The following is a 12,085-nucleotide window of genomic DNA, read 5'->3' on the forward strand; positions in this document are numbered from 1 at the left end:
GACGACGCTGATGTGCTGCTGGAGTTCTACCGTTACCCGGCCGAGCACTGGATTCATCTGCGCACGACCAACCCGATCGAGTCGACCTTCGCCACGGTCCGGTTGCGCACCAAGGTGACCAAGGGCCCCGGCTCACGGGCCGCGGGACTGGCGATGGCCTACAAACTCATCGAAGCCGCACAGACGAAATGGCGGGCCGTCAACGCACCCCACCTCGTCGCTCTCGTCCGGGCCGGCGCTACCTTCAAAAACGGCGAACTCGTCGAACCCGGCACCGTCTCACCCGACCAGCAGGAGGCTGCCTGAAACAACCTCATCCACAGGTCTTGACAATAGCTCGCGACGATCTCGAGGATGCCGCTGTGACTCTGAAGGCTGAGCGCCTCCAGGTCTCGAATTCCGACCCGGCGGTACCGAAATCGTCGAGAAACCGCAGCTCATCGCTATTGCACACTACCGTGGGCAGACAATGCAGTGTGCAGTCGCGACATTGGGGGAGTGTCGCCGATCGAACGTGGGTCCCTGGATTGGGACACCTATGCATTCGCGTTCGGTCATCGACTGCAGACGGTTCGCAAGGCGCGCGGCTTGTCGCAGGAGGAGCTCGCTCACCGGTGCGGACTGCATCGCAACGCGGTGTCGAACCTCGAACGAGCCACGGGCAACAGCGCCCCGCACGTCGCCGACCCACGACTGTCGACCGTGTACCGACTCGCCAAAGCGCTGGACGTACCGCCCACCTACCTGCTCCCCGCCGCCGAGGAGACGCTCCCGCTGCGCGCACCTGAACAAGAGACCGCGACATCGGTGTCGGAAATCGAAGCAGAACTCCGCCGGCGTCTGAGCGCCGACGACCAGACGCCGGACCATTGAGCGCAGACGACTCAGCGGCGCCGGACCGTGTCCGACGCCGCTGATCAGTCGTCTGATGCGTGCGCGAGCTATGCTCGCGCACGGGCCGCAGCGATTACGGCTGGTAGGGCTCCGCGCTGACCAGCGTCACGCTGACCTCGGCGCCGCTGGGAACGGTGTACGTGCGCGTCTCGCCGACCTCGGCCTCGATGAGCGCCGCACCGAGCGGCGAACTCGGCGAATAGATCTCGATATCGCCCGACCCCTCCTCGCGCGTCGCGATGAGGAAGGTCTCCTTGTCGGACTCGTCGCCGTCGTAATACACGGTGACGACCGACCCGGGCAGAGCGACACCGGACTGCGCGGGCGCCTCGCCGACCTTCGCCTTGTTCAACAGGTCCTGCAACTGACGGATACGCGCCTCCTGCTGCCCCTGCTCCTCACGAGCAGCGTGGTAACCGCCGTTCTCCTTCAGGTCACCCTCTTCGCGGCGCTCATTGATCTCGGCGGCAATGACCGGCCGATTGGCGATGAGCGAGTCGAGCTCATCCTTCAAGCGCTCGTACGACTCCGGGGTCAACCAGGTCACACCCGCATCGGTCATTGTCGTCTCCTTTGCTGTCCGTTACTGGACGATCTGTCCGCTCCTGGACTGCGTCTAAATGCAGCAACACGGCCCCTCGCGGGGCCGTGCTTCCTCAATGATAGCAGCAGCTGTGGTTCAAAGCACACGCGTTGACGCCGAGGAGGCTTTGCTCAACGCCTCCTGATACGTCGGCTCGGCGCGCTTGACGGCTCTCACCACAGCGTAGGTGACAGGCATGACCACGACCTCCACGAGGGTCTTCCAGACGAACCCGATCACCACATAGTTCGCGAAATCCGACCAGGTGGCGATGCCGATCGCCGTCGCCGCGATCGAACAGAAGACGAGAGTGTCGAAGAACTCGCCGATCACCGTCGACCCGATGAGACGCGCCCACAGCCGCCGCTCACCCGCCCGCGCCTTCATCCTCACCAGCACGAACGAGTTGAGGAGTTCGCCGACCACATAGCCGGCGAGCCCGGCGGCGACGATTCGCGGCACAGTCCCCAGCACCGATTCGAACCCGGCCTGCCCGTCGTAGAAACCGGCCGCGGGCAACGCGATCGCCGCCCAGAAACACAGCGAGGCCAGCACGATCACCGCGAACCCCGACGCGATCGTCCGACGCATCGCACGGAAGCCGTACACCTCGCTGATGACGTCGCCGACGACATAACTCAGCGGAAACAGGAAGAACGCGCCGTCGGTCACCAGACCATCGACGTGCAAGGGGCCGAGGTCGAAGCGGAGCCAGCCGTCGAACAGGACGACGGCCTTCGTCGCCGCGATATTGCTGATCAGCATGATCCCGACGAACACCGCCGTCAGAACCGCATAGTAGGGGGTCGACAGGGTCGCGAACACCGCTTTCCCGGTGCCGCGGCCACCCCCGTCGGGTGCCGAACTCATGCGACGGTCATGCGGCCGGCTTCAGATACGGCGGGACGCTGGTGGAGCAGCCGAAGATCTCACCGATCACCGGCGGCTCCGACGTGCTGACGATGGTGCGCGCACCGACCTGGGTTTCGCGGCTGCCGGGGATCACCACCTCGCGGCGTCCCACCTCGGATCCGTCCTTGGCCCGCGCGCGGGCAACGCATGCGACCGCCTGGCTCGGATCGTCGCGGTTGACGGTGAACTGGACGGCCACCCGATCGGGGGAGAGCAGCTCATAGCCGGTGGCCTGGCCCGAGACCTCCGGGTCGCCCAGTTTCCGGAACGCGATGTACGCGACCGCGGCGCTGATGACGACGACCAGGACCACCAGGAAGTAGAACCACCGCTTGCGGCTCTTCGGCGACCGTTCGGTCGGGTAGGTCGCCTTCGGGCCGCTGCGCGGGGCCCCCTGGTCAGCGCCCCCGTCTGATGTGCTCACGCGTCAATACCTACCATGTGAGGGGAGAGCTTACGAAGGTGAGGAAGCGTGACCGAACGCGCGAACGGACTGCGGCTCATGGCTGTGCACGCACATCCGGACGACGAGTCGAGCAAAGCTGCTGCGACGCTGGCCAAATACGCAGCTCAAGGCCACGAGGTGATGGTCGTCACCCTGACCGGAGGTGAGCGAGGCGACATCCTCAACCCGGCGATGGACCGCCCCGGGGTCATGGAGAACATCACCGAGGTGCGGCGCGAGGAGATGGCGGCCGCTGCCGCCGCCCTCGGGGTGCAGCACCGGTGGCTCGGCTTCGTCGACTCCGGTCTCCCCGAAGGGGATCCGCCGCCTCCGCTGCCCGACGGCTGCTTCGCGCTCGTCCCGGTCGAGGAGGCCGCCGAGCGGCTGGTCGCGACGATCCGTGAGTTCCGGCCGCACGTGATCATCACGTACGACGAGAACGGCGGCTACCCGCACCCGGACCACATCAAGTGCCATGAGGTCTCGGTCGCGGCGTTCGACGCCGCGGGCGACCCGTCCGCCTACCCGGAGGCCGGCGAGCCGTGGACGCCGCTGAAGCTGTACTACACGCACGGGTTCATCCGTGACCGGATCCTGGCGTTCTCCGAGGAGTTCGACAAGGCCGGCATGGAGAACCCGTTCCGCGAGTGGCTCGCGAAGTGGAAACGCAACCAGGGCGACCTGATGGGGCGGGTCACCACGCAGGTCGAGTGCGCCGACTACTTCCCGCAGCGTGACGAGGCATTGCGCGCGCACGCCACACAGATCGACCCGAACGGGTTCTTCTTCGCCATCCCGATGGAGTGGCAGACTCGCCTGTGGCCGACCGAGGAGTTCGAACTGGCGCAGACTCGCGTGCAGACCACTCTTCCCGAGAACGATCTCTTCACCGGAATCGAGCAGCCATGAGCGCCCTGAACCTCACCACCGACGTCATGATGGTGCTGGCCGACGAGGACCCGAAGGGGCCGGAGTTCGGCAAGGCGTCGCCCCTGGGCCTCCTGGTCATCCTGGTGCTGCTCGTCGCGGTGTTTCTGCTGATCCGGTCGATGAACAAGCGGCTGCGCAAGCTCCCCGAGAGCTTCGACACCCAGAACCCCGAACCGGATCAGGCGTTCGACGACGGCACCGATCGGGTCGACGAGGCCGTGTCCGGCGAGAACGCCGCGCCGACGGCAGACGGTTCGGAGTCGGGACGCGGACCGTCCGACGACGGTGCCGGCGACGCGAACGATGGAGGGCAGCGTGATGAACGACCAGCCGATGGGGGACCGCTCGGGCGCGAGTAGCGCGAGCAGTCCGGGCAACCGGCTCGGCGAATCGTCGAGTCCGTATCTGCGTCAGCACGCCGACAATCCGGTGCACTGGCGCGAATGGGGCGACGAGGCGTTCGCCGAAGCTCGACGCCGCGGGGTGCCGGTGCTGCTCTCGGTGGGGTACGCCGCGTGCCACTGGTGCCATGTGATGGCCCATGAGACGTTCTCCGACGACCGACTCGCCGGCCTCATGAACGACGGCTTCGTGTGCGTGAAGGTCGACCGGGAGGAGCGGCCCGACATCGACTCGGTCTACATGGCGGCGACCGTCGCCATGACCGGTCAGGGCGGCTGGCCGATGACCTGCTTCCTGACTCCGGACGGCGACCCGTTCTTCTGCGGCACGTACTATCCGCCGACGGCCCGCAACGGCATGCCGGGGTTCGACGAGGTCCTCGACGCGATCGGACGGACCTGGCGTGAGCGCCGCGCCGACGTGCTCACCGCGGGAGCCAAGATCTCCGAGCACCTGCGCGACACCGCCTCGGCGCTGCCGACGGGCCCCGCGCTCGACCGGCAACTGCTGCTCGACGCCGTCGGCGCGATCCTGTCCGACGAGGACCGCACCGCCGGCGGGTTCGGGTCGGCGCCCAAGTTCCCGCCGTCGGCGCTGCTCGAGGCGCTGCTGCGCGTCGACGAGCTCGCGGGCGCCGACGATGCGGCGTCGGCCGCGCTGCGGACCGCCGACGTGATGGCGCGCGGCGGGATCTACGACCAGCTGGGCGGCGGTTTCGCGCGATACGCCGTCGACCCGGACTGGGTGATCCCGCATTTCGAGAAGATGCTGTACGACAACGCCCTGCTGCTGCGCGCGTATGCGCATCTGGCGCGGCGCGGGGATGCCACCGCGTTGCGGGTGACGCGCGAGACCGTGGGATTTCTCGACGAGGAGCTGTGGACGGGCACCGGATACGCGTCGTCGCTCGATGCCGACACCGAGGGCGTCGAGGGGCTCACGTACGTCTGGCGGCGCGACGAACTCGACGGCGTCCTGGGGTCCGAGGACGGTCGGTGGGCCGCCGATCTGTTCACGGTGACCGACGAGGGCACCTTCGAGGGCGGGACGTCGACCCTGCAGTTGCGTCGCGATCCCGACGACGTCGACCGCTTCGAGTCGGTGCGCACCCGGCTGCGGGCGGCGCGTGGCATGCGGCCGCAGCCCGACCGCGACGACAAGGTGGTCACGAGTTGGAACGCCATGACGGTGACGGCGCTCGCGGAGGCGGGCGCGGCGCTCGGCGAGCCGGCCTGGATCGACCGGGCCGCGGAGGTCGCCGACACGCTTCTGTCGCTGCACGTCGTCGACGGTGACGTGCAGCGGACGTCGCTCGACGGTCGTGTGGGGACACCGCTCGGGGGGTTGGAGGATTCGGCGGCGCTCGCGACGGCGTTGCTGACCCTGCATCAGGTGACCGGCGATGTGCGGTGGCGGTCGCCGGCGCTCGCGATCTGCGACCGGATGATCGACGTCTTCGCCGACCCCGAGGCGGAGGGCTCGTGGTACGACGCCCACGGGCACGAACTGCTGCTGCGCCCGCGCGATCCGGTCGACGGTGCCACCCCGGCGGGCGCGTCCCTGGCGGCGGAGGCGCTGCTGCTGGCCTCGGTCCTCGCTCCGGACGCCGCGGACGGCGCACGGTACGGCGCTCTGTGCGATGCGACGCTGGCGCGCGCCGGACTGATCGTGGCGAAGGCGCCGCGCTCCGCGGGACATTGGCTGTCGGTCGCCGTCGCCCGACTGGCGGGCCCGGTGCAGGTGGCGATCGCTCAGGGGGAGGGGAGTGCGGGCGAACTCGCGGCGCAGATCCGGCGTGGTGCGCCGGGTGGCGTCGTCGTGGTCGCTGGCGTCCGCGACAGTCTGCCGCTGCTCGAGGGACGCGGCCCGATCGGCGACGTCGACGCCGCGTATGTGTGCCGGGGGCCGGTGTGCGACCTGCCCGACACTGATTCCGAGGCTGTGCTAGCCTCGATTCCGTGATTCCGGCACAGCGTTATTGGCGCTTCTTTATCAAGGCTCCGGGCGGGGCCGAGATGAAGCGATAGCGCGCGTCCATCACACCTTCCCCGGAGCCTGAGCAGTGACCGAACGGTCGCTGCTCTCGTCGTTTCCGGGACGATCTCCACTGGGTTGTCGAGGAGCGTGGTCATCGAGCAGCGTCTGCCGCTGCCGGCCGCGGCCCGGACGACGAGGACCGTCCGGTCCGCTCGCACCGATCTCGCGCCCGACCTTGAAAGGCACATCGAAGTGACCATCACCAACGACACCGCGCAACACACGTCGACTTCGGATCGGCGGGTGACGGCGTTCTCGCCGGTCCCGTCGCCGGAGGCGTTGCGCGCAGAACTTCCCCTCAACGCTCGCCGCGCCGAGGCGGTGCAGCGTGATCGTGAGGAGATCGCCGCGATCCTCGCCGGTCGGGACGATCGGCTGATCGTGGTCGTGGGTCCGTGTTCGGTCCACGACCCGGTGGCGGCTCTCGACTACGCGCGCCGCCTGGCGCCGCTGGCGCAGGAGTACGCGGACTCGTTGAAGATCGTCATGCGGGTGTACTTCGAGAAGCCGCGCACCACCGTCGGCTGGAAGGGTCTCATCAATGATCCGGGCCTCGACGGTTCGTTCGACGTCGAGCGGGGTCTGCGGACTGCGCGGTCGCTGCTGCTGGACGTCATCGATCTCGGGTTGCCGGTGGGGTGCGAGTTCTTGGAGCCGACGAGCCCGCATTACATCGCCGATGCCGTCTCCTGGGGCGCCATCGGGGCCCGGACCACGGAGTCGCAGGTGCACCGACAGCTGGTGTCGGGTCTGTCGATGCCGGTGGGATTCAAGAACGGGACGGACGGCAACGTCCAGGTGGCGATCGACGGTGTGCGGGCGGCCGCGTCCGAGCACGTGTTCTTCGGGGTCGACGATTTCGGTCGCGGGGCCGTGGTGCACACGTCGGGCAACGACGAATGCCATGTGATCCTGCGCGGCGGGACCGGCGGTCCGAACGCCGACGCGGCATCGGTGGCCGAGACCGCCGAGTCGCTGGCGTCGGCGGGGTTGGCGCCGAAGGTGATGGTCGACTGCTCGCACGCGAACTCCGGTAAGGATCATGAGCGGCAGGCGCAGGTGGCGGTTGAGATCGCCGATCGGGTGGCGGCCGCGCGCCGCGAGGGTTCCGTGCCGGTCCTGTCGGGGGTGATGCTCGAGAGTTTCCTGGTTCCGGGTGCGCAGTCGCTCGACGCGGCGGCCGTCGGCGACGGTACGGGATCGTCGGGGCTGGTCTACGGCCAGTCGATCACCGATGCGTGCATGGGGTGGGAGACGAGCGCTTCGGTCTTGGCCGCGTTGGCGCGCGCCGCGCGCGGGTGAGGCGGGGGCCCGGGGCGGTTCTCGCCCCGGGTCGCGTGGCCCGGCGACGACGCATGTGCTAGAAGTTAGCTAAGCCTATGCAAAGGTAGGTGGAGGCGGACGGCGTGCACGCGTCAGAACGGGAACGATATGGGAACGGGCTTTCAGGGAGCGGTTCTGCGCGCCCTCGGCGCGAAGAACCACCCGGCGACGGTGACCGGGAAACGCTGGATCACCGACCACGTGGTGCGGATCGACTTCCGGTGCGACCACATCCTGCACGCCGACGGTGAGAAGCCGTCCGCCTGGGTCCGGGCGTGGTTCCCCGACCCGGACGGCGGATCGAAGTACTTCCAACGCGGGTACACCCTGGTCGACCCCGACCCGGACGCAGGAACGTTCGCCCTCTGCTTCCTGGTGCACGAGCCGGCCGGCCCGGCATCCACCTGGGCGCGCGACGTCGAGGTCGGCGCCGAGCTGCTCATGACACGTCTCGGCGGCGACGGATACGACATCGAAGACGGCGGAGAGGGGAGCGGCGGCGAGAACGGTCCGCGCGGCTACCTGCTGATGGGCGACGTCGCGGCGTGGCCCGCGATCGTCTCGATCATCGACCGGATCCCCGCCGGCACACCGGTGCGAGCCGTGATCGAACACGACAACCCCGACGACCGCGGCCTGCCGATTCCGCAGCGGGACGGACTCGAGGTGGACTGGGTGCCGATGCGCGCCGATCGCCGCGCGCTCGTCGACGCCATCGGCGACCGCGACTACCGCGGGTGGAAGACCTGGGTGACCGCCGAGACCGTGGCGACCCGACTCGCGAAGTCAGCGCTGAGCCTGGCGCACGAACAGAACAAGGCCACGATGCACACGCAGGCGTACTGGATGGCCGGACGTGCGATGGGCAAGCAGGTCGACACCGCCGAGGACACCGGAGACGACGACACCGGAGACGACGACACCGGAGACGACGACACCGGAGACGACGACACCGCGACGGCGTCGGGATCCACCCCGACGGCGGCCCCTGTGCGGGCGAAGCGGACAACACCCGGAGCCCCGACGACCACCGGAGACAGGGCAGCAGCCGGAGACAGGGCAGCAGCCGGAGACCAGGCAGGGTCGATCCTGCGGCCGGCGCTGCCTGCGCTGATCCTGGCCGCGCTCGTCGCCGTCGTCCTGGCCGTTCTCACGGTGGTCCCGCTGATCCTGTTCGCCGAGGCCGCGCGACTCCTGGTCGACGGCGCCGACCGCGCCGACCTCGTCGACGTCGCCGTGACAGCCGCCGTCGTCTTGGCCGCCGGTGCCGGAGGCGGGGCGCTGCTGATGACCGGCCTGCACTTCTACGACCAGATGTACGCGGCCGCGTTGCGGCGACGCGTCCTGGACAAGCTGACCCGGCTGCCGCTCGGCTGGTTCACCGCGCGGCGCGGCGGCGAGATCCGAGCGGTGGTCACCGACGACATCACCGCGCTGCACTACCTGGTGACCCACGCCGTCCCCGATCTCGTCGCCGCGGTGGTGACGCCGCTGGTCATCATCGGATACCTGTACTCGGTGCAGTGGGTGCTCGCCACGGTCCTGCTGATTCCGGTGATCGGCTACGTGGTGGCGATGGCGCGGCTCGCCACCGCCGACAAACCGCGACTGCAGCGGATGCTGCGCTGGAACGCGACCCTGCCGGGGGACACCGAACGATTCATCGCCGACCAGCGGGTCGGTCGCGTCTTCGGCGACCGCGCCACCGTCGACCTGCCGACCGAACTGCGCCGACTCACCGAGTTCATCGCCGACTGGCAGCGCGCGACCATCGGGGCGAAGGCGGTGATCCTCCAGCTCAACCGGCCGATCACGTCGACGGTGGTGGTCGCGCTCGCCGGGACGGCACTGATCAGCATCGATGCGATGCCCGCGGCGGCGATTCTGCCGTTCCTGATCCTCGGCACGTCCTTCGGCGACCGGTTGCTGGCGGCGTCGTACGCCATCGGCGGACTGCGGTCGGGAGTCAACGGCAAGGCCGCTCTCGACCTGCTGCTGACCACCCCGGAACTGGCGCGTGCGACGAAACCGGTCGACCCTCTGGCCGCATCCGGGTCGGCGCGGGTGGAGTTGCGGGGCGTGCGGTTCGGATACACCCCGGGGCGTCCGGTGGTGGACGATCTCACCCTCGCCCTGCCCGCGGGCACGACGACGGCCCTGGTCGGGCCGTCCGGGTCGGGGAAGTCGACTCTCGCCGCGCTCGTGGCGCGGCTGTGGGATCCGGATGCCGGTGCGGTGCTCCTCGACGGCGTCGACCTCCGCGACATCCCGGAACCGCAGCTGCGAAGCCGGATCGCGGTGGTCCTCCAAGACGTCCAGTTGATTCGGGGGACCGTCGCGGAGAACATCGCGCTGGGGACCGTCGGCGTGAGTGCGGCCGCCATCGTCGAGGCGGCCCGCGCCGCGTACATCCACGATGAGATCGAGGCGCTGCCCGACGGCTACGACACCGTGGTCGACCGGGACAGTCTCTCGGGCGGGCAGCGGCAGCGGATCGCGATCGCCCGCGCACTGCTCGGCGATCCCCGGGTGGTGGTGCTCGACGAGGCGACGGCGGCCGCCGACCCGGACTCGGAGTGGGAGGTTCGACGCGGGTTGACGAGCCTGCTGGATCGCCGGACGGTGCTGGTGGTGGCGCATCGACTCCACACGATCGCCGACGCCGACCAGATCGTCGTCCTCGACGGAGGTCGGATCGTGGAGCGCGGCAGCGGAGCCGACCTGCTCGCATCCGGCGGCATGTACGCGGCCATGACCGCTCGGGCTCAGGAGGCACTGCGGTGATCATCACGGATCTGGCGGCCGTCACCGGCGCCCCGCACCGGCGTGACCGGATCGTCTTCACCGCACTGACGGTTCTCGCGACGGCGCTCCAGGCGGCCGTCGCCCTGATGCTCGTCCCGCTGCTGGAGGCGCTGTTCGGGGATCGACCGGCCGACGCGTGGCCGTGGGTCGCGGCGATGCTGGCGGGCCTCGCCGTGGCGTGGACGGCAGATGTCGCGGCCACGCACGCGGGCGTCCGGATCGGCCTCGGCCTGGTGCGAGCCGGCGAACGCGACGGCGTGGCCGCCATCCGGCGCCTCGATCCGGGCGACCTGCACTCCGACCGCGCGTCGCGCCTGCGGGATCTGGTCAGCACCTCGGCTCCGGAGGCGGTGTCGTCGGTGGTGCTGCTGCTCTCGCCGCTCATGCACGCGGTGCTGCTCGTCCCGATGCTCGCGGTCGGTCTGCTGCTGATCGCGTGGCAACTGGCGGCGGTCGCGCTGATCGGCGGCGTCCTCCTGTTCGCCGCATTCCTCGCGGGCCGTGCGGCCGTCGCGCGATCGGAGGCCGCGTTCGCCGATGCGGGACGGGCGATCGACGACGCGATGTTCGAGTTCGGCTGGGCTCAGCCGACGTTGCGCGCGGCCGGCGCGGCAGGGGCCGACGGGGGCGCCGCAGGGGTGGGGAGCGTGGAGTCCGCGGTGGCCGCGTCCCGTCGCCACGGGTTCCGACTGCTCGCATGGCAGGTGCCCGGCGACCTGGTGTTCAGTGTGGTCGGACAGCTCGTTCTCCTCGGCTTCGGCGTCACCGCCGGCGCGTTGTATCTGTCGGGGGATCTGTCCGGTGTCACGGCCGCCGCGATGATCGTCGTACTGCTCCGGGTGGTGGAGACCACCGGGTCGCTGGCGCTGTTGGCCACGCCGTTCACCGCGATGGAACGCCTGCTGGCCGACCTGCGCGGGTTGGCCGGCGACGACGACCCGAACCCGGCGACCCCGAACCCGGTGACCCCGACCGCGGCGACCCCGGACCCGACCGGCGGGCGGCCGCGACCGGTCGCGGCCGCGCTCCGATCGGTGGGCTACGCGTACCCCGACGGGACGCGGGCGCTCGACGGTGTGGACCTCGACATCGAGGCGGGGCGCATCACCGTGGTCGTCGGCGCCTCCGGGTCGGGGAAGTCGACGCTGCTCGACGTGCTCGCCGGTCTCCGTGAGCCGACCGCGGGGAGTGTGGTGTTCGACGGCGCACCGGCGCCGGCGGCCCGGCGGCTGGCCGATTCCTCGGTGGTCTTTCAGACGACGTCTCTGCGTTCGGGCACCCTGGCGGAGAACGTGTTGACCTCGGCTGACGCGGATCTGACGGAGATCGCCGATTCGGCGGGGCTCGGCCCGGTGCTGGCGGCGCTGCCCGACGGGTGGGACACCCGCGTCGGTGAGGGCGCGAACACTCTCTCGGGTGGGGAGCGTCAGCGGGTCGGTCTGGCCCGCGCCCTGGCCAAACCCGCCGGTCTCCTGCTCATCGACGAGGCGACGTCGGCGCTCGACGTGGTGACCGAGCGTGCCGTGGTCGACTCGCTGCGGCGGATCCGCGGCGATCGCACCGTGGTGATCGTGACGCACCGGCCGGCGCTGGTGTCGCTGGCCGACTCCGTGGTCGTCCTCGACGGCGGTCGGGTGGCCGACTGCGGATCGGTCGACGACCTCCGAGCTCGCGGCGGTGTCTTCGCCGACCTGTGGCGGCGGTGGCGCGAGTCGGAGGGATGGCGGGTCTGACCGGGCGGCGGCGCGCCGGTG

Annotated in this window: 11 protein-coding genes; 8 read left to right on the top strand and 3 right to left on the bottom strand. The window is 69.8% G+C overall.

Translation table 11 applies throughout. The features are described from left to right. The coding region (locus G528_RS17620; protein ID WP_035718775.1) for a transposase at window positions 1–306 on the top strand (306 nt) is incomplete at its 5' end. Window positions 307–498: 192 nt separating this feature from the next. Next, the gene (locus G528_RS0113705; RefSeq protein ID WP_026919464.1) at window positions 499–873 is read left to right on the top strand and encodes a helix-turn-helix domain-containing protein; all 375 of its coding nucleotides are present in this window, start codon (window positions 499–501) and stop codon (window positions 871–873) included. Window positions 874–967: 94 nt separating this feature from the next. Here G528_RS0113705 and greA read toward each other — a convergent pair whose 3' ends face one another. From greA to G528_RS0113720, 3 genes are all read right to left on the bottom strand, one after another. Further along, on the bottom strand, window positions 968–1,456 hold the full coding sequence (gene greA / locus G528_RS0113710) for a transcription elongation factor GreA (protein WP_026919465.1): 489 nt from the start codon (window positions 1,454–1,456) through the stop codon (window positions 968–970). Between the two features lie 117 nt (window positions 1,457–1,573). Beyond that, window positions 1,574–2,347, bottom strand: coding sequence for a queuosine precursor transporter (locus G528_RS0113715; protein WP_026919466.1), 774 nt, complete (start codon window positions 2,345–2,347; stop codon window positions 1,574–1,576). Window positions 2,348–2,354: 7 nt separating this feature from the next. After that, on the bottom strand, window positions 2,355–2,813 hold the full coding sequence (locus tag G528_RS0113720) for a DUF4307 domain-containing protein (protein WP_026919467.1): 459 nt from the start codon (window positions 2,811–2,813) through the stop codon (window positions 2,355–2,357). A gap of 78 nt (window positions 2,814–2,891) precedes the next feature. Here G528_RS0113720 and mca point away from each other — a divergent pair, with 78 nt between their 5' ends. The 6 genes from mca to G528_RS0113750 all read left to right on the top strand — a co-directional run bounded on the left by mca (window position 2,892) and on the right by G528_RS0113750 (window position 12,064). Continuing rightward, window positions 2,892–3,743, top strand: a complete 852-nt coding sequence (gene mca, locus G528_RS0113725; RefSeq protein ID WP_051198852.1) for a mycothiol conjugate amidase Mca — start codon at window positions 2,892–2,894, stop codon at window positions 3,741–3,743. Next, on the top strand, window positions 3,740–4,123 hold the full coding sequence (locus G528_RS0113730) for a hypothetical protein (RefSeq protein WP_026919469.1): 384 nt from the start codon (window positions 3,740–3,742) through the stop codon (window positions 4,121–4,123). Before mca ends, G528_RS0113730 begins: the two co-directional genes overlap by 4 nt. After that, complete coding sequence (locus G528_RS0113735; protein ID WP_084638231.1) at window positions 4,083–6,128, top strand: thioredoxin domain-containing protein; 2,046 nt, start codon at window positions 4,083–4,085, stop codon at window positions 6,126–6,128. Before G528_RS0113730 ends, G528_RS0113735 begins: the two co-directional genes overlap by 41 nt. Window positions 6,129–6,395: 267 nt before the next feature. Next, a complete protein-coding gene (locus G528_RS0113740; protein WP_026919471.1) occupies window positions 6,396–7,505 on the top strand; it encodes a 3-deoxy-7-phosphoheptulonate synthase in 1,110 nt (369 codons plus the stop codon). 129 nt (window positions 7,506–7,634) lie between these two features. Then, window positions 7,635–10,310 (top strand): ABC transporter ATP-binding protein/permease, encoded by a 2,676-nt coding sequence (locus G528_RS0113745; protein WP_026919472.1) that lies wholly within the window; start codon window positions 7,635–7,637, stop codon window positions 10,308–10,310. Next, window positions 10,307–12,064 carry an ABC transporter ATP-binding protein gene (locus tag G528_RS0113750; RefSeq protein WP_026919473.1) on the top strand — a complete coding sequence of 586 codons (1,758 nt, stop codon included), beginning with the start codon at window positions 10,307–10,309 and terminating at the stop codon, window positions 12,062–12,064. Before G528_RS0113745 ends, G528_RS0113750 begins: the two co-directional genes overlap by 4 nt. Window positions 12,065–12,085: the final 21 nt, after the last annotated feature.

This window comes from Gordonia shandongensis DSM 45094 (genome assembly GCF_000423025.1).
Taxonomy (GTDB): Bacteria; Actinomycetota; Actinomycetes; order Mycobacteriales; family Mycobacteriaceae; genus Gordonia; species Gordonia shandongensis.

Coding starts and splice junctions, on each gene's coding strand:
- greA (WP_026919465.1), bottom strand. CDS start 1,456: ATGACCGATGCGGGTGTGACCTGGTTGACCCCGGAGTCGTACGAGCGC.
- G528_RS0113715 (WP_026919466.1), bottom strand. CDS start 2,347: ATGAGTTCGGCACCCGACGGGGGTGGCCGCGGCACCGGGAAAGCGGTG.
- mca (WP_051198852.1), top strand. CDS start 2,892: ATGGCTGTGCACGCACATCCGGACGACGAGTCGAGCAAAGCTGCTGCG.
- G528_RS0113730 (WP_026919469.1), top strand. CDS start 3,740: ATGAGCGCCCTGAACCTCACCACCGACGTCATGATGGTGCTGGCCGAC.
- G528_RS0113735 (WP_084638231.1), top strand. CDS start 4,083: ATGAACGACCAGCCGATGGGGGACCGCTCGGGCGCGAGTAGCGCGAGC.
- G528_RS0113745 (WP_026919472.1), top strand. CDS start 7,635: ATGGGAACGGGCTTTCAGGGAGCGGTTCTGCGCGCCCTCGGCGCGAAG.